General features: G+C 63.7%; 20 protein-coding genes. 11 read left to right on the forward strand and 9 right to left on the reverse strand.

Annotated features, from left to right (window positions below):
• Positions 1-353: 353 nt before the first annotated feature.
• Both BN1188_RS14300 and BN1188_RS14305 read left to right on the forward strand, forming a co-directional pair.
• Positions 354-665, forward strand: a complete 312-nt coding sequence (locus tag BN1188_RS14300) for a DUF485 domain-containing protein (RefSeq protein WP_040262118.1) — start codon at positions 354-356, stop codon at positions 663-665.
• Complete coding sequence (locus tag BN1188_RS14305) at positions 662-2,320, forward strand: cation acetate symporter (RefSeq protein ID WP_040262119.1); 1,659 nt, start codon at positions 662-664, stop codon at positions 2,318-2,320. The genes BN1188_RS14300 and BN1188_RS14305 overlap by 4 nt, the downstream gene beginning before the upstream one ends.
• Before the next feature lie 57 nt (positions 2,321-2,377).
• Here the strand turns inward: BN1188_RS14305 and BN1188_RS14310 are convergent, their stop codons facing one another.
• The gene (locus BN1188_RS14310; protein ID WP_040262120.1) at positions 2,378-2,530 is read right to left on the reverse strand and encodes a DUF3309 family protein; all 153 of its coding nucleotides are present in this window, start codon (positions 2,528-2,530) and stop codon (positions 2,378-2,380) included.
• A gap of 211 nt (positions 2,531-2,741) precedes the next feature.
• Here BN1188_RS14310 and BN1188_RS14315 point away from each other — a divergent pair, with 211 nt between their 5' ends.
• The 3 genes from BN1188_RS14315 (at position 2,742) to csrA (ending at position 4,367) form a co-directional block, all read left to right on the forward strand.
• Complete coding sequence (locus BN1188_RS14315) at positions 2,742-3,548, forward strand: SDR family oxidoreductase (RefSeq protein ID WP_040262121.1); 807 nt, start codon at positions 2,742-2,744, stop codon at positions 3,546-3,548.
• Between the two features lie 36 nt (positions 3,549-3,584).
• Positions 3,585-3,914: a YnfA family protein gene (locus BN1188_RS14320; protein ID WP_040263976.1), complete on the forward strand. Its 330-nt coding sequence runs from the start codon at positions 3,585-3,587 to the stop codon at positions 3,912-3,914.
• Positions 3,915-4,175: 261 nt separating this feature from the next.
• Positions 4,176-4,367, forward strand: coding sequence for a carbon storage regulator CsrA (gene csrA / locus BN1188_RS14325; protein WP_040262122.1), 192 nt, complete (start codon positions 4,176-4,178; stop codon positions 4,365-4,367).
• Position 4,368: 1 nt separating this feature from the next.
• On the opposite strand, the gene BN1188_RS14330 is transcribed toward csrA, so the two are convergent.
• The 6 genes from BN1188_RS14330 to mnmC form a co-directional block, all read right to left on the reverse strand.
• Complete coding sequence (locus BN1188_RS14330; RefSeq protein ID WP_040262123.1) at positions 4,369-4,599, reverse strand: YheU family protein; 231 nt, start codon at positions 4,597-4,599, stop codon at positions 4,369-4,371.
• A gap of 59 nt (positions 4,600-4,658) precedes the next feature.
• Positions 4,659-5,834 (reverse strand): osmoprotectant NAGGN system M42 family peptidase, encoded by a 1,176-nt coding sequence (locus BN1188_RS14335; protein ID WP_040262124.1) that lies wholly within the window; start codon positions 5,832-5,834, stop codon positions 4,659-4,661.
• Between the two features lie 79 nt (positions 5,835-5,913).
• A complete protein-coding gene (gene ngg / locus BN1188_RS14340) occupies positions 5,914-7,659 on the reverse strand; it encodes an N-acetylglutaminylglutamine synthetase (RefSeq protein ID WP_040262125.1) in 1,746 nt (581 codons plus the stop codon).
• Between the two features lie 2 nt (positions 7,660-7,661).
• A complete protein-coding gene (locus BN1188_RS14345) occupies positions 7,662-9,434 on the reverse strand; it encodes an N-acetylglutaminylglutamine amidotransferase (RefSeq protein ID WP_040262126.1) in 1,773 nt (590 codons plus the stop codon).
• A gap of 296 nt (positions 9,435-9,730) precedes the next feature.
• Positions 9,731-11,521 carry a sensor domain-containing phosphodiesterase gene (locus tag BN1188_RS14350; protein ID WP_052469283.1) on the reverse strand — a complete coding sequence of 597 codons (1,791 nt, stop codon included), beginning with the start codon at positions 11,519-11,521 and terminating at the stop codon, positions 9,731-9,733.
• A 129-nt stretch (positions 11,522-11,650) separates the two neighbouring features.
• On the reverse strand, positions 11,651-13,621 hold the full coding sequence (gene mnmC, locus BN1188_RS14355; protein WP_040263980.1) for a bifunctional tRNA (5-methylaminomethyl-2-thiouridine)(34)-methyltransferase MnmC2/FAD-dependent 5-carboxymethylaminomethyl-2-thiouridine(34) oxidoreductase MnmC1: 1,971 nt from the start codon (positions 13,619-13,621) through the stop codon (positions 11,651-11,653).
• Positions 13,622-13,699: 78 nt separating this feature from the next.
• Here mnmC and pap point away from each other — a divergent pair, with 78 nt between their 5' ends.
• A complete protein-coding gene (gene pap, locus BN1188_RS14360; protein ID WP_040262127.1) occupies positions 13,700-15,190 on the forward strand; it encodes a polyphosphate:AMP phosphotransferase in 1,491 nt (496 codons plus the stop codon).
• Between the two features lie 70 nt (positions 15,191-15,260).
• Here pap and BN1188_RS14365 read toward each other — a convergent pair whose 3' ends face one another.
• The gene (locus tag BN1188_RS14365) at positions 15,261-15,452 is read right to left on the reverse strand and encodes a DUF6316 family protein (RefSeq protein WP_040262128.1); all 192 of its coding nucleotides are present in this window, start codon (positions 15,450-15,452) and stop codon (positions 15,261-15,263) included.
• Positions 15,453-15,536: 84 nt separating this feature from the next.
• Positions 15,537-16,931, reverse strand: coding sequence for a class II fumarate hydratase (locus tag BN1188_RS14370; protein WP_040262129.1), 1,395 nt, complete (start codon positions 16,929-16,931; stop codon positions 15,537-15,539).
• 246 nt (positions 16,932-17,177) lie between these two features.
• On the opposite strand from BN1188_RS14370, the gene BN1188_RS14375 reads away from it, so the two are divergent.
• The 5 genes from BN1188_RS14375 to BN1188_RS14395 all read left to right on the forward strand — a co-directional run bounded on the left by BN1188_RS14375 (position 17,178) and on the right by BN1188_RS14395 (position 22,270).
• The gene (locus BN1188_RS14375) at positions 17,178-17,696 is read left to right on the forward strand and encodes a DUF2059 domain-containing protein (RefSeq protein ID WP_040262130.1); all 519 of its coding nucleotides are present in this window, start codon (positions 17,178-17,180) and stop codon (positions 17,694-17,696) included.
• A gap of 5 nt (positions 17,697-17,701) precedes the next feature.
• Positions 17,702-17,995 carry a BolA family protein gene (locus BN1188_RS14380; RefSeq protein WP_040262131.1) on the forward strand — a complete coding sequence of 98 codons (294 nt, stop codon included), beginning with the start codon at positions 17,702-17,704 and terminating at the stop codon, positions 17,993-17,995.
• Positions 17,996-18,120: 125 nt separating this feature from the next.
• Positions 18,121-19,053: an oxygen-dependent tRNA uridine(34) hydroxylase TrhO gene (gene trhO, locus BN1188_RS14385; protein ID WP_040262132.1), complete on the forward strand. Its 933-nt coding sequence runs from the start codon at positions 18,121-18,123 to the stop codon at positions 19,051-19,053.
• A gap of 3 nt (positions 19,054-19,056) precedes the next feature.
• Positions 19,057-19,689 (forward strand): DsbA family protein, encoded by a 633-nt coding sequence (locus BN1188_RS14390; protein WP_040262133.1) that lies wholly within the window; start codon positions 19,057-19,059, stop codon positions 19,687-19,689.
• Between the two features lie 139 nt (positions 19,690-19,828).
• Positions 19,829-22,270 carry an EAL domain-containing protein gene (locus BN1188_RS14395; protein ID WP_040262134.1) on the forward strand — a complete coding sequence of 814 codons (2,442 nt, stop codon included), beginning with the start codon at positions 19,829-19,831 and terminating at the stop codon, positions 22,268-22,270.
• The last annotated feature ends 15 nt before the right edge of the window (positions 22,271-22,285 follow it).

The following is a 22,285-nucleotide window of genomic DNA, read 5'->3' on the forward strand; positions in this document are numbered from 1 at the left end:
GAGAAGGGTTGGCCTTTGAAACCTACTATTCGGCAACTGCGCTGCCTTCTACCCTGTGGGACCCAGCGGCAGCTGGGGAATGGTTGGCCTTTGAAAGCCACCATTCGGCAGCTGCGCTGCCTCCTACCCCGTAGGACCCAGCGGCAGCTGGGGAATGATTGGCCTTTGAAAGCCACCATTCGGCAGCTGCGCTGCCTCCTACCCCGTGGGACCCAGCGGCAGCTGGGGAATGGTTGGCCTTTGAAAGCCACCATTCGGAAGCCCCCTTTACGACTAAGGTCGTCTATGGTTCCGCGACACGAGGCCTAAAGTGGCTAAGGTTCCACTCAAACCGTGCTGCGGAGACAAAAACAATGAACGACAGCATCTATCTGGCAATACAGAACAACCCGCGATTCAAGGAGCTGGTAGCCAGGCGAGAGCGCTTCGCCTGGATACTTTCAGCCATCATGCTCGGCCTCTACGCCGCGTTCATCCTGCTCATCGCCTATGGGCCGCATCTGCTGGGGGCTCGCTTGAGCGAAGGGTCGTCCATCACCTGGGGTATTCCGCTGGGGATCGGCCTGATCCTTTCCGCTTTCGTACTCACAGGCATCTATGTGCGCCGCGCCAATGGCGAATTCGATGACATGAACCGCGCCCTGCTCAAGGAGGTGCAGCCATGAGCCGCCGCCTGCTGGGCCTGTTCGCCGGGCTGGCACTGACGCCCGCGGCGATGGCAGCCGACGCCCTCACCGGGGCCGTACAGAAGCAACCCTTGAACGTGGCGGCGATCGTCATGTTCGTGGCATTCGTTGCCGCCACCCTCGGCATCACGTACTGGGCTTCCAAGCGTAGCAAATCCGCCTCGGACTACTACGCCGCGGGTGGCCGTATCACGGGCTTCCAGAACGGGCTGGCCATCGCCGGCGACTACATGTCCGCCGCTTCCTTCCTCGGCATCTCGGCCCTGGTGTTCAGCTCCGGCTACGACGGGCTGATCTACTCCATCGGCTTCCTGGTGGGCTGGCCGATCATTCTCTTCCTGATTGCCGAACGCTTGCGCAACCTGGGCAAGTACACCTTCGCGGACGTGGCGTCCTATCGTCTCAAGCAGAAGGAAATCCGCACCCTCTCGGCCTGCGGGTCGCTGGTGGTGGTTGCGTTCTACCTGATCGCCCAGATGGTCGGTGCCGGCAAGCTGATCCAGCTGCTGTTCGGCCTGGACTACAACGTAGCGGTGGTCCTGGTAGGCATCCTGATGTGCCTGTACGTGCTCTTCGGCGGCATGCTCGCCACCACCTGGGTACAGATCATCAAGGCCGTGCTGTTGCTGTCCGGCGCCAGCTTCATGGCGCTGATGGTGATGAAGCACGTCGGCTTCGACTTCAATACCCTGTTCTCCGAAGCGATCAAGGTACACCCCAAGGGCGAAGCGATCATGAGCCCCGGCGGGCTGGTGAAAGACCCGATCTCCGCGTTTTCCCTCGGCCTGGCACTGATGTTCGGCACGGCGGGCTTGCCACACATCCTGATGCGCTTCTTCACCGTGAGTGATGCCAAGGAAGCGCGCAAGAGCGTGCTCTATGCCACCGGCTTCATCGGCTACTTCTACATCCTTACCTTCATCATCGGCTTTGGCGCCATCTTGCTGGTAAGCACCAACCCTGAGTTCAAGGACGCCACCGGCGGCCTTCTGGGCGGCAACAACATGGCGGCGGTGCACCTGGCCAATGCCGTGGGCGGTAGTGTGTTCCTGGGCTTCATCTCCGCAGTAGCCTTCGCCACCATCCTGGCGGTGGTGGCAGGGCTGACCCTGGCCGGTGCCTCGGCGGTCTCTCACGACCTCTACGCTTCGGTGATCAAGAAAGGCAACGCCAACGAGAAGGACGAGATCCGCGTTTCGAAGATGACCACCGTGGCCTTGGGGGTGCTGGCCATCGGCCTGGGCATTCTGTTCGAGAAGCAGAACATTGCCTTCATGGTCGGCCTGGCGTTCTCCATCGCCGCCAGTTGCAACTTCCCGGTGCTGCTGCTCTCGATGTACTGGAAGAAGCTCACCACCCGCGGCGCCATGATCGGCGGCTGGCTCGGCCTGCTGACAGCGGTGGGGCTGATGATCCTTGGCCCTACCATCTGGGTGCAGATCCTAGGTAACGCCAAGCCCATCTACCCCTACGAGTATCCGGCCCTGTTCTCCATCGCGGTAGCCTTCGTGGGCATCTGGTTCTTCTCCGTCACCGACAAATCCCAGGCGGCCGATGAAGAGCGCGCGCGGTTCTATCCGCAGTTCGTGCGCTCGCAAACCGGCCTCGGTGCCAGCGGTGCTGTCTCTCACTGAGCCTTGCGCGCAATGAAAACGCCCCGCTGAGCGGGGCGTTTTTTTACGACCGGAGGGCTATATCTTCCCGAGCAACACCAGGATCAGCAGGATGATCAGGACGGTACCGATGATGCCGGACGGCCCATAACCCCAGCTGCGCGAGTGCGGGAAAACGGGTAGACCACCGATCAGCAGCAAGATCAGGATGATGATAAGTATGGTGCCCATGGCGGATTCCTTGAATGAAGATCCTGTGCGGTCTGCACCGCGTTCTGGCGTGGGCCTGTAGCCTGCCCACTCATATCTTGAGACTCCTGTAGCGCGCAAAAAGTTTGAAATACCGGCAAATCGGTGCCGGCATTCAGCACGCTGATGATCGTTATAGCGAGTTCGCAACGCGGCTAGGCTGGCACTCATCGCCAGTCCAAGAGAGGCAGCCATGAGCAATCGTATGATGGTGACAGGGGCCGGTTCCGGCCTGGGGCGTGAGATCGCCGTGCGCTGGGCGAGGGAAGGGTGGCGGCTGGCCCTGTGCGACCTCGACGAGGCACGCCTGCAAGAGACCTTGCGCCTGGTTCAGGCCGCGGGAGGCGAGGGGTTCATTCGCCGTTGTGATGTGCGCGATTACAGCCAGCTGACGGCCCTGGCCGAGGCCTGTCAGTCCCAGTTCGATGGCCTGGATGTGCTGGTCAACAATGCCGGAGTGGCGTCAGGCGGGTTTTTCTCCGAGCTGTCGCTGGAAGACTGGGACTGGCAGTTGTCCATCAACCTGATGGGGGTAGTCAAGGGCTGCAAGGCCTTCCTGCCGCTGATCCAGCAGAGCCAGGGGCGCGTCATCAACGTGGCCTCCATGGCGGCGCTGATGCAAGGGCCAGGCATGAGCAACTACAACGTGGCTAAGGCCGGTGTGGTCGCGCTTTCAGAAAGCCTGCTGGTGGAGTTGCGCGGCCTGGGCGTGCGGGTGCATGTGCTCTGTCCATCATTCTTCCAGACCAACCTGCTGGACTCTTTCCGTGGCCCCACTCCGGAAATGAAAGCTGCGGTGGGCAAGTTGCTGGAGAGCTCGCCGATCAGCGCCGCCGACATCGCAGATTACCTATACCAGCAGGTGCTGGTAGAGGCTTTCATGATCCTGCCCCATGAAGCCGGCCGTCAGGCCTGGGAAGGCAAGCGTCGCAACCCCGAGCCGCTGTATGCCGAAATGGCTTACATGGCCGACAGGATGCGGGCCAAGGCCGCAGGTTGACGTATGCTGGCGCCTTCGCTCGACACGGAGGCGCTGATGCTCAACTACCTGTGGTTCGTCCTGGCAGCGGTATTCGAAATTGCCGGCTGCTACGGCTTTTACCTTTGGCTACGGCTGGACAAGAGCCCCATGTGGGCCTTGGCGGGCCTGGCCAGCCTGGTCTGTTTCGCCTTGCTGCTCACCCGAGTGGAAGCCAGCTATGCCGGCCGTGCCTACGCCGCCTATGGCGGGGTCTATATCGCGAGCTCCCTTGCCTGGCTGGCGGTGGTCGAGCGTGGGCGGCCGCTGCTCACCGACTGGCTGGGGGTGGGGCTGTGCCTGCTAGGAGCGAGCCTGGTGCTGTTCGGGCCGCGCTGGAGTGGCTGAGCCTGCGCCTGTTTTCATTAGGAGGCGGCTTGTAGGAGGTAGCGAAGCTGCTGAATGCCCCTGCTTGGAAAAGAGGCATTCCCCAGCTGGCGCTGGGTCCCACAGGGGGCGGGTTCAGATCTGGAAATCTACGGTTTTGTACGAAAACTTGTAGGAAAGTGTCCAATTTGCGTGTCAAGGAGCGGTTTCGGGGCCCTTTGCGTTGAAACTGATGACGCCAGGGGGCAGGCTCAAGGCTTAACCCCCTGAAAGGACTCCCTCATGCTTGTACTGACCCGGGCCATTGGCGAAGAAATCATCATTGGCGATGACATCCGCATCAAGATACTGTCCGTGACCGGCAACCAGGTGCGCCTCGGTATCGCAGCGCCGAGGCGAGTAGAAGTGCACCGCGCCGAGATCTACAAGCGGTTGCTGGCCGAGCGTGACCGGCGGGAAACCCTGGCCAGTTGAGTCAGGGCTCCAGCAGCTCGGGCGGCACGTCATGCTTGGCCAGCAGTTGGCATTGCTGGCTGTCGGGGTCGAACAGGATGAACGCCTGGCGCTTGGCCAGCGCTTGGCGCACCCGTAGCACACGGGTCTGCAAGGGGGTTTCGTCACCGTTGTCGGTGCCGTCGCGGGTGACGAAATCCTCGATCAGGCGGTTGAGCGTATCGGGCGCGAGTTGGTCGTAGGGAATCAGCACAGCGGGTTCACCTTGAAAAGCCGATGCCTAGGTTACCCCAACGGGCAAGCCGCCAGGCGCTATTTACCAACGATGTCCTCCACCGTGGGCACTCGGGTGTCGCTTTCCATATGGGCATCGTGCTCGATCTGCTTGCTGAAGTTGCTCAAGGACGCATGGGCGGGGTCGGCATCGCTGGCGAACACGGACGGGCTGAGCATGTAGGCGGCGAGCAGGCGACTCAAGGCCGCAAGGCTATCGATGTGGGTGCGTTCGTAGCCATGGGTGGCATCACAACCGAAGGCCAGCAATGCCGTACGGGTATCGTGCCCTGCGGTCACCGCCGAGTGGGCGTCGCTGTAGTAGTAACGGAACAGGTCCCGGCGTACCGGCAAGGCATGCTCTTGAGCCAGGCGCAGCAAGTGGCGGGACAGGTGATAGTCATAGGGGCCGCTGGAATCCTGCATGGCCACGCTGACAGCGTGTTCGCTGGAATGCTGTCCGGCGGCGACGGGTGCGATATCCACCCCCACGAATTCGCTCACGTCCCAAGGTAACGCGCCAGCGGCGCCGGAGCCGGTTTCCTCGGTGATGGTGAACAGAGGGTGGCAGTCGATCAGCGGTTCGATACCGCTTTCCACGATGGCCTTGAGGGCGGTGAGCACCGCGGCCACGCCCGCCTTGTCGTCCAGGTGACGAGCACTGATATGGCCGCTGTCGGTGAACTCGGGCAGCGGGTCGAAGGCCACGAAGTCGCCGATGTTCACACCCAGGGCTTCAGCATCGGCACGGGTGGCCGAATAGGCATCCAGGCGCAGTTCCACGTGATCCCAGGTGACGGGCATCTGGTCGATGGCGGTATTGAAGGCGTGCCCGGAGGCCATCAGCGGCAATACACTGCCACGCACGATGCCGTTATCGGTGAACACGCTGACGCGGCTGCCTTCGGCGAACCGGCTGGACCAGCAGCCCACCGGCGCCAGCCCCAGGCGGCCGTTGTCCTGGATGACGCGCACGATGGCCCCGATCGTATCCAGGTGCGAGGACAGGGCGCGGTCCGGCGAGTTGCGCTTGCCTTTCAAGGTGGCGCGCAGGGTGCCACGACGGGTCAATTCATAAGGAATGCCAAGGCTGTCCAGGCATTCGGCCACATAACGGACGATGGTGTCGGTGAATCCGGTAGGGCTGGGGATGGCCAGCATCTCCAGCAGCACCTTGCGCAGATAATTCAGATCCGGTTCGGGGATCTTGGACATCTCGCTTCTCCTCAGGATACGTCAAGCGAAGTCAGCGGGCCGCCGGGCAGCCCCGCTGGCGTGAGCGGGCGCAGAGCGCCTAGCGCGCCGGTTGTATATGTGGGAACAGCAAATCCACGAAGCGTTCCGCAGTGGGCCGTGGCTCATGGTTGGCCAGGCCAACCCGCTCGTTGGCTTCGATGAACACGTACTCAGGCTGGTCGGCTGCGGGTACTAGCAGGTCCAGGCCCACCACCGGGATGTCCAGGGCACGAGCTGCGCGAATGGCCGCATCCCGTAGCACCGGATGCAGGCTGTCGGTGACATCTTCCAGGTGACCGCCGGTATGCAGGTTGGCGGTCTTGCGTACCGCCAGGGTCAGCCCGTCGGGCAGGATACTGCTGTATTCATGGCCTGCCGCTTGCACCGTGCGCTCGGTTTCTCTGTCCAGTGGAATGCGGCTTTCTCCCCCGGTGGCAGCCTGGCGCCGCCGGCTCTGCGCCTCGATCAGCTCGCGTACGCTGTGCCGACCATCGCCGACCACCTGGGCCGGTCGGCGAATGGCCGCGGCCACTACCTCAAAGCCAATGACCACGATGCGCAGGTCCGCCCCTTCGTGGAAGCTCTCCAGCAATACGTGACTGTCGAACTGGCGCGCCACTTCGATGGCCGTCTGCACGTCTTCGAGGGTGCGCAGGTCCACGGCCACGCCCATGCCTTGTTCGCCGTCCAGCGGCTTGACCACGATACGGCCGTGCTCTTCGAGAAAATCCTGGTTGTCATCGGCGCTACCCGCCAATTGCTGGGCCGGCAGAGACAGGCCGGCGGCGGCCAGTACCTTGTGGGTCAGGCTCTTGTCCTGACACAGCATGACGCTGATCGAGCTGGTCAGGTCCGACAGGGACTCGCGGCAGCGAATCCGCCGGCCGCCATGGCTGAGGGTGAACAGGCCGTGCTCGGCGTCATCCACATGCACATCGATGCCGCGCCGGTAGGCCTCGTCCACGATGATGCGCGCGTAGGGGTTGAGGTTCGCCGCCGGCCCCGGGCCAAGGAAGAGCTTCTGATTGATGCTGTTCTTGCACTTGATGGCGAAGGTGGGCAGCGTGCGAAAACCCAGCTTGGCGTAGAGGTTCTTGGCCAGGCGATTGTCGTGCATCACCGACAGGTCGAGGAAGCTCAGGCCCCGGCTCATGAAGTGCTCCACCAGGTGGCGCACCAGCACTTCGCCCACGCCAGGGCGAGTGCAGCGTGGGTCTACCGCCAGGCACCACAGGCTGCTGCCCCCTTCCGGGTCCTGGAAGGCAGTGCGATGGTTCAATCCCATGACGCTGCCGATCACGCTACCATCAGTCTCATCCTCGGCCAGCCAGTAGACCGGGCCGCCCTGGTGGCGCGGGGTCAGCTGTTCAGCATCCACCGGAAGCATGCGGCGCTTGCGGTAGAGCTGGTTGATGGCCTCCCAGTCATGGGCGGTACAGGCCCGGCGGATGCGGAAACCGCGAAATATCCGTTGCGCCGGTCGATAGTCGCTGAACCACAGGCGCAGGGTATCGGAGGGGTCGAGGAACAGCTGTTGCGGGGCCTGGGCCAGCACTTGCTGCGGGGCGGCCACGTACAGGGCGATATCGCGCTGTCCGGGCTTTTCCTGCAGCAGCTCGCTGGCCAGGGCTTGCGGCGAGGACCAGGTGTGGCCCATGAGCAGACGGCCCCAGCCACAATGCAAGGGGCGGGGGCTGCCTGAAGAAGGCAGGCCGTCCTCGGCGCACATGGCCTGCAAACGTTCGTAGGAGGGCGGCTGGCCCCGTTGCAGGCGCTGGCTCATGGAGTGGGCGTGGGCTTTCATCATCAGAGTCCTTGTTCGCTGAGCCACAGGTTCAGCGCTGCCAATTGCCACAGCTTGGAGCCGTGCAGCGGCGTCAGCTGGCCATGGGGGTCCGTCAGCAAGGCGTCGATGCGGGCGGGGTTGAACAGGCCGCGGTCCTGACTGCCATCGACCAGCAGGTCGCGGACCCAGCCCAGGGTCGCGCCTTCCAGGTGCTTGAGGCCTGGCACGGGGAAGTAACCCTTCTTGCGGTCGATCACTTCGCTGGGGATAACCCGGCGCGCGGCTTCCTTGAGCACATGCTTGCCGCCGCTGGGCAGCTTGAAACGCGCGGGAATTCGGGCGGAGAGTTCTACGAGGCGGTAGTCCAGGAAGGGCGTGCGCGCCTCGAGGCCCCAGGCCATGGTCATGCTGTCTACCCGTTTGACCGGGTCTTCTACCAGCATCACGGTGCTGTCCAGGCGCAGGGCCTTGTCCACCGCGGCCTCGGCGCCGGGCATGGCGAAGTGTTGCCGCACGAAGTCACCGGCCGCGTCCTGGTCCAGGCGCCAGCGTGGCTGCACGGTATCGGCATAGTCTTGATAGCTGCGGTCGAAGAAGGCCTCGCGATAGGCGGCATAGGCATCCGGCGCCCCGTCGACCTTCGGATACCAGTGGTACCCGGCGAAGAGCTCGTCCGCGCCCTGGCCGCTCTGAACCACCTTGCAGTGACGGGACACCTCCCGCGATAGCAGGTAAAAGGCGATGCAGTCATGGCTGACCATGGGCTCGCTCATGGCGCGGAAGGCGGCAGGCAGCTGGTCGAGAATCTCATGCTCGGCGATGCGCAACTGATGATGCTGGGTGCCGTAGTGACGGGCGATCAGGTCCGAATACTCGAACTCATTGCCGCGCTCGCCGCCGGCGTCATCGAAACCGATGGAGAAGGTGAGCAGGTTGTCCACGCCCGCTTCGCGCAGCAGACCCACGAGCAGGCTGGAATCAACGCCGCCGGAGAGCAGCACGCCCACGTCCACCGCGGCGCGCTGGCGAATGGCGACCGCTTCGCGGGTCGCTTGCAGGGTGCGATCGACCCACTCTTCCAGGCCCAGTTCGGCTTCTCCGGCGGCCGGGCCGTAGGGCAGGCTCCACCAGACCTTTTCCTCGCTGTTGCCCTCGGCGTCGATGCGCATCCAGGTCGCGGCCGGAAGTTTTTGCACATTGGCCAGCAAGGTGCGTGGGGCTGGCACCACGGCGTGGAAGTTCAGGTAGTGGTTCAGCCCCACCGGGTCGAGCATGGGGTCGATGTCACCACCTTTGAGCAAGGCGGGCAGGGTAGAGGCAAAGCGCAGCCGGCTGCCATTGCGTGACAGGTAGAGCGGCTTGACGCCGAGACGATCCCTGGCCAGGAACAGTTGCTGGCGATCCCGCTCCCAGATGGCGAAGGCGAACATGCCGTTGAGCTTGGGCAGCATGGCCTCGCCCCAGGCATGGTAGCCCTTGAGCAGCACTTCGGTGTCGCCGTCGGAATAGAAGCTGTAGCCCAGGGCCTCCAGCTCCTTGCGCAATTCGGGATAGTTGTAGATGGCCCCATTGAAAGCCAGAGCCAGGCCTAGCTGGCCGTCCACCATCGGCTGCGCCGAGCAGTCGGACAGGTCCATGATTTTCAGCCGCCGGTGACCGAAGGCCATCGGCCCCTGGCTATGGAAACCCCACGCGTCCGGGCCTCGCGGTGCCAGGTGATGGGTGATCCGCTCCACCGCGCCCAGGTTCGCGGGCTGTTGGTCGAAACGTAACTCTCCTGCGATTCCACACATGTAGCTTAAACCTTTGCTGTCAGCGTTTAGCGCTACTGGGGACGTGCGAGCCATGCACGAGCGAAGACAATACCGTGCAAGCCAAGGGGGCGTACGGCATGGTCAGCCAGTAGCGCAGGGCCCTGGCGACGGCATGCAACGCCAGGGGCTTGGCATGTTGGAGGGCTACGGGGAACGGATCGTTCCTTCAGGAAAGGAGATTGAGCGTATCAGTGGGTACGGGGGCGCTGGGAGCCAGCGCCCGCTAGCGAAGCGGCCATAGCTTCGCGTGCGGCATCGTCGGCTCCGCTGAGCGTCTACAAGGCTTGGGAACTCGGGCTCTGGTAGGTCTCCCGCCAGGCTTCAAGGACCCCAAGCTCCATGGGCCGGGCCAGGTGGAAGCCTTGCACTTCATGACAGCCGGCGCGGCGCAGGATCTCCAGGGTAGCGGCGTCCTCGATGCCTTCGGCGACGATCCGGTAGCCCAGGCGCAGGCCCAGCCCGATCAGGGTTTCCACCAGCCGACGATCGCGTTCATCGGTACCGATGTTGCATAGCAGGGAGCGGTCCAGTTTCACCGCGGTGGCGGGCAACTGGCGCAGGTAGGTCCAGTTGCTGTAGCCGGTGCCGAAGTCATCGATGGCCACGTCGATGCCGATTTCACGCAGCCGCTGCAATTGCTCGCGCACCAGTTCAGGGCTCTGGCAAAGCGCGCTTTCGGTGAATTCGAGCTCGAGCAGCTCCGGTGGCAGGGCCCAGTCTTCCAGCAGGCCCAGCAGCGTATCGGTAAACTGTGAGCCGTCCAGGTCTTCGGCTGAAACGTTGACCGACACCTTCAAAGGGTGTCCGGCCTGGTACCAGGCGCTGACCTGTGCCACCACCTGGCGGATCACCCAAAGGCTGAGGGGGCGAATCATCGAGGTGCGTTCGGCCAGGGGCACGAACTCGGCCGGGCTCACCGCGCCCAGAAACGGATGTTCCCAGCGCAACAGCGCTTCCACGGACAATAGTTCACCAGTGTTGGCGTCGAAGCGCGGCTGATAGGCCAGGCGTAACTGATAGCTGCTCTGCAGGGCCTCGGCCAGCGCGCTCAACAGCATGAAGGCGCGCTGCTGAGCCCGCCCCAGGCCTGGCTCGTACCAGCCCCAGCCCTTGCCCTTGGTGCGGGCGTCGTCCGAGGCGCTGACCACCATGCGCAGCCAGTCCGGAAGGCTGACCTGGCGGTGGTCCAGCTCGATGGCGCCGATGCCGATCTGCGACTGGATGGGAATGCCGCCGCACATCAAGGGGCGCTTGAAGCGCTGGGCAATGGTGGTGAACAAGGCATCGCTGGCGGCGCAGCGCCCCCCGGCGATGAAAAAACCGAAGCGTGTCTGGCTGACTCGATAGATCGGCGTCCCGGGGGGAACCAGGGTGGCCAGCTCCTCATGCATCACCAGCATCAGGTCCTGGGAGAATTGATAGCCCAGAGCCTTGACGATGTCGTTGAGCATCTGCGGCGAAACCATGTCGATCGCCACGAGAGAATGAAGCTCTTGGTTGCGCCTGTTGTTGATGTCTTCTTCCAGCCGTACCCGGTTGAGCAGGCCGGTTTGCTGATCCAGGAATGCGAACTGCCGCAGGCTGTCGATACGGTGCATGACCAGCGAGCCAAAGCGCTTGAGCACGGCTTGCTGCTCAGGGTTCAGCGGCCCGCGCGGCTTGGTATCGATCACGCACAGGCTGCCCAGCCCAAGGCCATCCTCGGTGATCAGCGGCATGCCGGCGTAGAAACGAATGCCGGGGTAACCGGTGACCAGCGGATTGTCGCGGAAGCGTTCGTCGGCCAGGGCATCCGTTACCACGAAGGGTTCGTCAGTCAGGATGGCATAGGTGCAGAATGAAACGTTGCGAGGGGTTTCGGTCGCGCACAATCCACGGCTGGCCTTGAACCATTGCCGCTGCTCCTCGAGGATGGAGATCAGGGCGATAGGCGCATCGAAATAGGTTTGCAGCAGCTCCATGATGTCTTCGAAAACCGGATCGGGCATACCCTCATCCAGGCACAGACCGGCTACCCGACGCAGCCGGGCTGCTTCGTTGATCGGCGTCGGGATTGGCTGGATCATAGTTGAGGTTTCCGTAGCGGACGGCGATACAATATCCAGTCCGTGATATCAAAATGCCTATACATGCTACAGGTTATCGGCCGCTTCAGCCCGAACTTCAGGGGCCGTTGGTCGTGTAGCTGTAACGATTCATGTCTTCGCCCCACCTTTGCACAGATCTCGCACCGCAAAACGTACCGGCAAGCAGGCGTGCGCTACCTCCTGGCTCACCGGCAAGGGCTCATGCTCCAGCCAGGCGGCCAGCAACTCCCCGGCCAACAATGTAGTGATCAGGCCCCTGGAACCATGGCCGCTGTTCACCCACAACCCGGGAAGCCAGGGGCAGGGCGCATCACACTTTGCCCGCGCGTTTCGCCTCAGGGTCTGGTAACGCTCGTCGAACAGGTCGCGGTCCACCACTGGTCCGACCAAGGGCAGATAATCCGGGCTGGTACAGCGCAGGCCCACACGGCCTTCCGGGGCATTGGTCGGCCCCGGTGCCAGGCTATCGGCCAGCGTAGGGGAAATCTGAGTGAGCAAGCCGAGGTTGTGCTCGTGTTCGGCCACGCTGGGCTGGGTGTCCAGGCGCTGGAAATCGAAGCTGGCGCCCAAGGTATGCTCGCCCAGGCGTGCCGGCGCCACATAACCCTCGCCACAGACCACGGTGGCCAGGGCCTCGCTGGCGGGGGTGGCTGGCAGGCGAGTGATCTGGCCCCGGATCGCCTTGAGCGGGAGCTGCGCCGTAGGCGCGAAGTCACGTACCTGCGCGGCGCAGGCCAGTACGGCCACCGGGGCGCTGGCCAACGGGCGATCGTCCGCCCAGGCTTGCCATTGGTCATCGACCCGGCGCAGTTCGAGCACAGCCTGGTGGGTACGCACTTCGATCAAGGGATGGTCGATAAGCGCCGCGCATACGGCCGGCGGGTGTACCCAGCCGCCTTCGGGAAAATACAGCCCCGGCTGCTGCACGGCCACACCCGCCAGGGCGCTGGCCTCGTCGGCGCTCACTGCTCGCAGCAGATCCGGGGAAAACGCTTCGGCCAGGGTTTGCTGGCGGCTGGCCTCCGCGGCGCTGCTGGCCAGTTGCAATACGCCACAATCGCTCCACGCCTGGCCCCGCTGCAGCCGTTCCAGCCAGCGGCGGGTGTAGCCGAAGCCGCTAAGGATCAAACGCGACAAGGCCGTGCCATGGGCTGAAAGCTTGAGGTACAGCACTCCCTGGGGATTACCGGACGCTTCGGCGGCAATATGCCCGTGACGCTCGAGCAGGGTCACTCGCCAGCCCCGCGCCGCCAGACTGGCTGCCGTGGCGCAACCGGCCAGGCCGGCGCCAACCACCAAGGCATGCCGTTCGCCCGCTACCTTGGGCGGGTAGGCGAACCAGGGCTGCTCCTGCGCAACAGGCACGGGCCCGATGAAGTGCCCGCGCATGATCTCCCATTTCTTGCCCTGCCCGGGCAGGCGTTTCATCTTGAAGCCTGCCGCGACCAGCCCCCGCCGCACTGTGCCCGCCGCGCTGAAGGTGCCCAGGGTAGTGCCTTCCCCCGACAGCCGAGCGACCTCGGCGAACAGCTCGGGGGTCCACATGTCCGGGTTTTTCGCCGGGGCGAAACCGTCCAGGAACCAGGCGTCGACTCGGCCCTTGAGCTGGCGCAACTGAGCCTGGGCATCGCCGATCAGCAGGGTAAGGGTTACGCGCCCATCGGCGAAGACCAGCCGCTGCAGGCCTTCGTGAATAGCCTGATAGCTTCCCAGCAGCGCCTGGGCCCAGGGCGCCAGTTCGGGCCACAGGGCCAGGGCCCGGGTCAGGTCGCTGCGGCCCAGCGGGTATTTTTCCGTACTGATGAAATGCAGGCGCGCCTGCGGCCCTGCGCTAGCCTCGAACAGGCGCCAGGCGCAAAGGAAATTCAACCCAGTGCCGAATCCGGTTTCCCCGATCACCAGGGCTTGCCCGGGCGCCAGTTCGGCGAAACGTTCGGCCAGCGCGTTCTGCTCCAGAAACACATAACGGGTTTCTTCCAGGGCAGCCTGGCTTGAAAAATACACATCGCCAAACACGCGCGAGCGCGGTTGGCCATTTTCGTCCCAATCGAGCTGGGCGGGTGTGACGGCGCTGGGCATGAAGCGGGACCAGATGGAAAGAGGCGCAGTATTCTGCCAGAAGGCGCTGTCCAGATAAGCAGCCAAGAGGAGCAAGCGATGTTCGAATCCGCCGAGATCGGCCACGCGGTCGACGATCAAACCTACAAGGCCGCGGTGCCAGCCCTGCGCGAGGCATTGCTGGAAGCGCAATATGAGCTCAAGGAGCAGGGCCGCTTTCCGGTCATCGTGCTCATCAACGGCATCGAGGGGGCCGGCAAGGGCGAAACCGTCAAGCTGCTCAACGAGTGGATGGACCCGCGCCTGATCGAGGTTCGTACCTTCGACCAGCAGACCGACGAGGAACTGGCGCGGCCGCCAGCCTGGCGCTATTGGCGGCAGCTGCCGGCCAAAGGGCGCATGGGCATCTTCTTCGGCAACTGGTACAGCCAGATGCTCCAGGGTCGGGTGCATGGCCACTTCAAGGACGCCGTGCTCGACCAGGCCATCAACCAGGCCGAGCGCCTGGAGCAGATGCTGTGCGACGAAGGGGCGCTCATCTTCAAGTTCTGGTTTCACCTGTCCAAGAAGCAGATGAAGCACCGGCTCAAGTCCCTGAAGGACGACCCCCTGCACAGCTGGCGCATCAGCCCGCTGGACTGGCAGCAGTCCAAGACCTATGACCGTTTCGTGCACTACGGCGAGCGCATCCTGCGGCGTACCAGCCGCGAGTACGCGCCCTGGCATGTGATCGAAGGTCATGACAGCAATTACCGCAGCCTGGCGGTGGGCAACATCCTTCTCGAAGGGCTGCAGGCGCGGCTCAAGGCACCCGAACAGCCGGTGAATCAGGCGGTACCGCCCCTGGGCAATAGCCTGGACGAACGTACTCTGCTCGACGCCATGGACCTGAGTGTGGCCCTGGAAAAGGACGACTACCAGCGCCAGCTCATCGAGGAACAGGCTCGCCTGGCGACCCTGCTGCGAGACAAGCGCATGCGCCGGCATGCCCTGGTGGCGGTGTTCGAAGGCAATGATGCCGCCGGCAAGGGTGGTGCGATCCGCCGCGTGGCCGCCGCCCTGGACCCGCGTCAATACCATATCGTGCCCATCGCCGCGCCCACCGAGGAAGAGCGCGCCCAGCCCTATCTATGGCGATTCTGGCGGCATATACCGGCGCGCGGGCAGTTCACCATCTTCGACAGGTCCTGGTATGGGCGAGTGCTGGTGGAGCGGGTCGAAGGCTTCTGCGAGCCGGCTGACTGGCTGCGGGCCTATAGCGAGATCAATGACTTCGAGGAGCAACTGATCGAGGCGGGCGTCGTGGTGGTGAAGTTCTGGCTGGCCATCGACCCGCAGACCCAGCTGGAGCGCTTCCAGGAGCGCGAGGAAACGCCTTTCAAACGCTACAAGATCACCGAGGAAGACTGGCGCAACCGGGATAAGTGGCCGGCCTATCGGGGTGCGGTGGGCGATATGGTGGACCGCACCAGCACCGAGATTGCCCCCTGGACGCTGGTGGAAGCCAACGACAAGCGCTGGGCGCGGGTGAAGGTGCTGCGCACCCTGGGCGATGCGCTGGAGCGGGCCTTCGACCGGGACGAAAAATAGTCACCCGTGTCGACAGCCCAGGCTGTGTGCGAACCCGGCGACCCGACCATAGGCGGTTTTCGCGCATAGGCTAGTGGTCGGCGTGGTTCGCCACTCGTTCCACATAAGCCAGGCTCTCGCGCATGGCCTCGGCCCGACTCGGGAAGGGGCCCTCCAGAGTGTTTTCCCGCGTGGTGAAGAAGTAGTGACCATTGATCAGGGTGACCCGGTCACTGCGGAAATGGATGGCAGGGGAGGCTTCCTGGGCGCGTTTACCGAACATGGTGATCTCCGAACAGCGTGAACAAGGGTTTGAACTCGGAAGGAAATCGCTCGCCGGGGACGGCGAGCGAAGGCGTGCGCTGGCTTATCCATTGCCGCCGGCAGACAGCATGTTCTCGGGGCGAACCCACTGGTCGAACTGCTCGTCGGTGAGGTAGCCCAGGTCCAGCGCCGCCTGGCGCAGGGTGAGGTTCTCCCCGTAGGCCTTCTTGGCGATCTGCGCGGCCTTGTCGTAGCCGATGTGCGGGTTCAGCGCGGTGACCAGCATCAGGCCGCGCTCCAGGTGCTCGGCCATCTTCTCGGCATCCGCTTCAAGGCCAGCGATGCAGTGGGCCTGGAAGTTGCGGCAGCCATCGGCCAGCAGGCGAATGGACTGCAGCAGGTTATGGATGAGCACTGGCTTGTAAACGTTGAGCTGCAGGTGACCCTGGCTGGCGGCCATGCCGATGACCACATCATTGCCCAGTACCTGGCAAGCCAGCATGGACAAGGCCTCGCACTGGGTAGGGTTGACCTTGCCCGGCATGATCGAGCTGCCTGGCTCGTTGGCCGGCAAGCGTACTTCGGCCAGGCCGCCACGGGGGCCGGAACCCAGCAGGCGCAAGTCATTGGCCAGTTTCATCAGGGCCACGGCCAGGGTTTTCAAGGCGCCCGCCAGCGTGACCAGGGGCTCATGGCCGGCCAGGGCGGCGAACTTGTTCGGAGCGGTAACGAAGGGCAGCCCGGACAGCGCGGCGATTTCAGCCGCCACGGCTTCAGCGAAGCCCTTGGGCGCGTTGAGCCCGGTGCCTACGGCGGTGCCGCCCTGGGCCAGCTCGTAGACTGCGGGCAGGGAACCACGGATGGCGCGCTGGGCGTAGTCCAGCTGAGCAACGAAGGCTGAGATTTCCTGGCCGAAGGTGATGGGCGTGGCATCCATCATGTGGGTGCGGCCGGTTTTCACCAGGTTGAGGTGGCGCGCCGACAACTCGGCGAGCCCTGCGGAAAGCTCGCCCAGGGCCGGCAGCAGGTCGTCATGAGTGGCCTTGGCCGCCGCGATGTGCATGGCGGTAGGGAAGCAATCGTTCGAGCTTTGCGAGCGGTTCACATGATCGTTGGGGTGAACCGGCGATTTGCCGCCGCGGCCGTTGCCGGCCAGCTCGTTACCCCTGCCGGCGATCACCTCGTTGACGTTCATGTTGCTCTGGGTGCCGCTACCGGTTTGCCAGACCACCAGGGGGAACTGGTCGTCGTGCTCGCCAGCGAGCACCTCATCGGCGGCCTGCTCGATCAGCCGGGCTACATCAGGCGGCAGGTCACCGCTACGGCTGTTGACCCGCGCCGCCGCCTTCTTGATCAAGGCCAGTGCATGGACCACCGCCAGGGGCATGCGCTGCTCGCCGATGGCGAAGTTGATCAGCGAGCGTTGGGTCTGGGCGCCCCAGTAGGAAGCCTCCGGGACTTCGATCTGGCCAATGCTGTCAGTTTCGATGCGGGTCATTGCATTCTCGCTTGTGCAGGTTAGACAGCCAGTTTAGGCGCATTCTGGCGGTGGGGGTTCCCTCTTTGGGCTTCGCTGGAGTGACTGTGCCCAAGCCACTTCACAGGCCCGCCCTTGGGGCGGCTCGTCACTTAGGCTTGAGCCGCTGCTGGGGTTGAGCGCAGAATGGCCCGCCAAGGAGCCTGCCTGGCAGGCGCCCTCCGGTTAACTGTTCCATTTGCCAGATCGCCACAGTAAGGAAAACCGATGAATCGAGTTCGTGCCCTCTGCACCGCGGCCCTGTTGGCCTGCGCCGGGCCTGCCCTGGCCGCCACCGCCAGCCACGAGGCCAGCGCAGAAGCCTTCCTGATGATGGCTCACGCTGACAAGCTCGGCACGCCTGTATACATGCAGGTGCAGCAGATGTTCGCCCAGCGTTTCGCCCAGGCCAACGCCCCGGAGTCCAAGAAAGCGACCCTGGAAAGCTACCAAGCCAAGGCCAACGCCGCGCTGGACCAGGCCATCGGCTGGAACAAGCTCAAGCCGGAAATGGTGAAGCTCTACACGGACAACTTCACCGAGCAGGAATTGAAAGACCTGGTCAAGTTCTACCAGTCGCCCCTGGGCCAGAAGATCGTCAAGACCATGCCTCAGGTCACCGAGCAATCGGCTGAGCTGACCCAGCAGCACCTGCAGGAAGCCGCGCCCGTGGTGAACAAGCTGCTGGCCGACATGACCGCCGAGGTAACGCCGCCGAAGGCCGCCGAGCCTGCCAAGAAGAAGTGACCGCCATGACCATGCAAGCCCGCATCCAGCACACCCTGACCCTGCTGCAACCGCGGCACCTGGACGTGATCGATGAAAGCCACATGCACAGCCGTGGCAGCGAGACCCACTACAAGGCCGTAGTGGTCAGCGAACGCTTCGAGGGGCTGAGCCGGGTCAAGCGTCACCAGCTGGTGTATGGCACCCTGGGCGAACTGATGGGCGAGTTCCATGCCCTGGCCCTGCACACCTATACCCCCGAGGAATGGGCCGCCACGGGCGCGGCTCCGGCCTCGCCGGTATGCGCCGGCGGGCATTGATCCAGCGCAACACAGCCACGGCTCCCTTTGCTAGAATGCGCGCCGCCCGCGGGTAGCCCCCGCGTGGCGCCTATTCGAAACAACCCGGGCCGCCCTTTGCGAGGGCCCCGCCAGGAGACGCAAAGATGTCCATAGTCGTGGCCGCGCTGTACAAGTTCGTCACCCTCGAAGATTACGTCGACCTCCGCGAGCCCTTGCTCCAGGTCATGCTGGCCAACGAGGTCAAGGGCACCTTGCTCCTGGCCAACGAAGGCATCAACGGCACCGTGTCCGGCACCCGCGAGGCCATCGATGCCTTGCTCGCCTGGCTGCGCAACGACCCCCGCCTGGTCGACCTGGACCACAAGGAGTCCCTCTGCGACGAGCAGCCCTTCTACCGCACCAAGGTCAAGCTCAAGAAAGAGATCGTTACCCTGGGCGTGCCGGGCGTGGACCCGAACAGGAAGGTCGGCACCTATGTGGAGCCCAAGGACTGGAACGCGCTGATCAGCGACCCCGAGGTGCTGCTCATCGACACGCGCAACGACTACGAAGTGGCCATCGGGACCTTCGAAGGCGCCATCGACCCGAAGACCACGACCTTCCGCGAGTTCCCGGAGTACGTCAAGACACACTTCGATCCTAGCCGTCACAAGAAGGTAGCCATGTTCTGCACCGGTGGCATCCGTTGCGAGAAGGCATCCAGCTTCATGCTCGGCGAGGGCTTCGAGCAGGTGTACCACCTCAAGGGCGGTATCCTCAAATACCTTGAGGAAGTGCCCGAGCAGGAAAGCAAATGGCAGGGCGACTGCTTCGTGTTCGACAACCGGGTCACCGTGCGCCACGACCTCAGCGAGGGCGACTACGACCAGTGCCATGCCTGCCGCATGCCGGTCAGCGTCGAAGACCGCCAGTCCCCCCATTACACCCCGGGCATCAGTTGCCCGCATTGCTGGGACAGCCTGAGCGAGAAGACCCGTCGTAGCGCCATCGATCGGCAGAAGCAGATCGAGCTGGCCAAGGCGCGCAACCAGCCTCACCCCATCGGCTATAACTACCGCAAAACGACCGAGGCTTGAGCCATGGCCAACCGCCTGGTGTACGTGATGGACCCGATGTGCTCCTGGTGCTGGGGCTTTGCTCCGGTCGCCGAGGCGCTGATAAGCCAGGCGGCGACGGGCGGCGTTACCGCTCATCTGGTGGTGGGAGGCCTGCGCACGGGCCAGACCGCGCTGGATAACGGCACTCGCAAGCGTATTCTGGAGCACTGGCACAGCGTTGCGCAGACCACCGGGCAACCTTTCCGGTTCGAGGAGGCACTGCCTCCCGGCTTCGTCTATGACACCGAGCCGGCCTGCCGGGCGATCGTTGCCGCCCGCCTGATCGACCCGGCCATGGCCTGGCCCATGGCTCGCGCCATCGGGCAGGCCTTCTACCGCGACGGCCTGGACGTGACCCGTACCGCCGCCCTGGTGGATATCGCCGAGGCGGTGGGGCTTTCCCGCCTGCGCTTCGCCGACACCTTCGACCTGGCGCAGACCGCCGAGGCCACCCAGGCCGACTTCACTTGGTCACAGTCCTTGGGTATTTCTGGGTTCCCCACGGTGCTGGCCGAGCATGACCGCCAATACGCGTTGCTTACCAATGGCTACCAGTCGGCTGATGCCCTGGGGCCACTGCTGGCACGTTGGCTTGATCGCATCGCCGCGCTATAGTCGCGCGGTGCTGCGCCGTCCCTGACGGCAGCGTTGGCACAGTGGGAGTGCTGCGCTGGCCGAGGCTGGAAACCTTGGCTGCGCTGTGCTGAATGTGTGCCGGGCCGCGTGGCTTGGCGTCTGCGCCTCAAAGGATCACATGAAGCAGAAACGCACCCTGGAAACGCCAAGGCTGATCAGCATCGCGTGGCCGTTCATCGCTGTTGTACTGCTGCTGGCCCTGCTGGGATGCGTCAGCTTCTACGCACTGTCCGCCGTGCGGGGCTATGTGGCTGGCGAAAGCCTATGGTCCAAGGCGCAGAAGGATGCGATCTTCTACCTGAGCCTGTACGCGGATAACCGCGACGAAGGCACCTATGCCAAATACCAGCAAGCGATGGCGGTGCCCGAGGGCAACCGAGAGCTGAGGGTGGCCCTGGAAAAGCCCGAGCCTGACATGACCATGGCCCGCAAGGGGCTTCTGCAGGGCGGCAATCACCCGGAAGATTTCGACGGCATCATCTGGCTGTTCCTGAATTTCCGCCATATTTCCTATTTCGCCCGCGCCATGGACCTCTGGACCATTGGCGACAACTACCTGGATCAGCTCGACGCCATTGCCGGGCAGATGCATGACGCCATCGGCGGAGGCAGCGCCACGGCGGCCGATACCTTGCGCTGGAAGCAGCAGATCGCTGCCCTGAATGAAGCAGTGACGCCGGCCGCCAAGGCCTTCAGTGATGCCCTGGGCGAGGGCAGCCGGGTGCTGCAGCGCTGGCTGGTCAGTACCAACCTGGTGACGGCGTTCCTGTTGATCGCGCTGGCCCTGTGGATCACCCGCAAGCTGCTGGTGCAGCGTCATAGCATGGCCGAGGCGCTGCAACTGGAAAAGGAGCGTGCCCAGGTTACCCTGGCGTCCATCGGCGATGGGGTGATCGCTACCGACGTGACCGGCGCCATCGCCTACATGAACCCGGCCGCCGAGCAGCTTACCCATTGGAAGGCCGAGCAGGCGGCGGGCTTGCCCCTGGCAGCCCTGTTCAACCTGCTGGACGAGCATGCCGAGAAAGACGATTTCACCCTGATCGAGCGCATCCTCGGAGGGCAGCTCACCGGTGGCAGCGAGCATGCCAAGCTCATTCAGCGTCTGGACGGCAGCACGGTCTCGGTGAATCTGGTAGGCGCGCCCATCCAGACCGACGGCCGCATCAGCGGGGCGGTACTGGTGCTGCACGACATGACCCAGGAGCGGCAGTACATCGCCAACCTGTCCTGGCAAGCCAGCCATGATGCATTGACAGGCCTGGCCAACCGCCGGGAGTTCGAGCAGCGCCTGGAACAGGCCCTGACCCGTACCGCCAATGGGCGCGGGCGGCAGTCGCTGATGTTCCTTGACCTTGACCAGTTCAAGCTGGTGAACGATACCTGCGGCCATGCGGCAGGCGACGAACTGTTGCGACATATCTGCGCCGTATTGCAATCGTGCCTGCGGGAAACCGATACCCTGGCCCGCCTGGGCGGCGACGAGTTCGGCGTGCTGCTGGAAGATTGTCCGCCGGACCAGGCCGAGCGCATCGCCGAACACCTGCGCGAGAGCGTGCACAGCCTGCACTTCGTCTGGAAGGGGCGGCCGTTCATGACCTCCGTGAGCATTGGCCTGGTGCACCTGAACCTGTTGCCAGCCACGTTGGAGCTGTCGTTGCGGGCCGCGGACATGGCCTGCTACATGGCCAAGGAAAAGGGGCGCAACCGGGTGCAGGTCTATCACGCCGAAGACTCCGAAGTGTCTACCCGCTTCGGCGAGATGGCCTGGATTCAACGGCTGCGCATGGCCCTGGAGGAAGACCGCTTTACCCTTTATGCGCAGGAAATCGCCCTCTTGGCCAACGACCGCAACGGCGGCGGCCATGCTCGCCATGTGGAGATCCTGCTACGGCTGCATGATGAGCACGGGCGGATGATTCTCCCGGACAGTTTCATCCCGGCCGCCGAGCGCTATGGCCTGATGACCGCCCTGGATCGCTGGGTAGTCAAGAATGTATTCAAGGTGATCCGCCAGGCCATGGACGAAAGCGGGGAAGAGCCGCTGGCCGTATGTGCTATCAATTTGTCCGGGATCAGTATCGGGGATGACGATTTCCTGGATTATCTTCGTGAGCAGTTCCGCCGGTTCGCCATTGCGCCGCACTTGATCTGCTTCGAAATCACCGAGACCAGTGCCATCTCGAACCTTGGCAGCGCCATTCGCTTCATCAACGAGCTCAAGGCCCTGGGTTGCCTGTTCTCACTCGATGATTTCTGCGCGGGCATGTCCTCGTTCGCCTACTTGAAGCACCTGCCGGTGGATTTCCTGAAGATCGATGGCAGTTTTGTAAAGGACATGCTCGATGATCCCATCAACCGGGCCATGGTTGAGGTCATCAACCATATCGGCCACGTGATGGGCAAGCGTACCATCGCCGAATTCGTTGAAACGCCGCTGATCGAGCAGGCGCTCATGGAGATTGGCGTGGATTATGCACAAGGCTACGTGATCGAGCGGCCACGCTTGTTCACCTGCGAAAGCCTACGCTGCGCCGACGAAGTGCGTGCCACCCCCTGACGCCTCCCTCGGGGA

Source organism: Pseudomonas massiliensis, assembly GCF_000826105.1.
In the GTDB taxonomy this organism is placed as follows: domain Bacteria; phylum Pseudomonadota; class Gammaproteobacteria; order Pseudomonadales; family Pseudomonadaceae; genus Aquipseudomonas; species Aquipseudomonas massiliensis.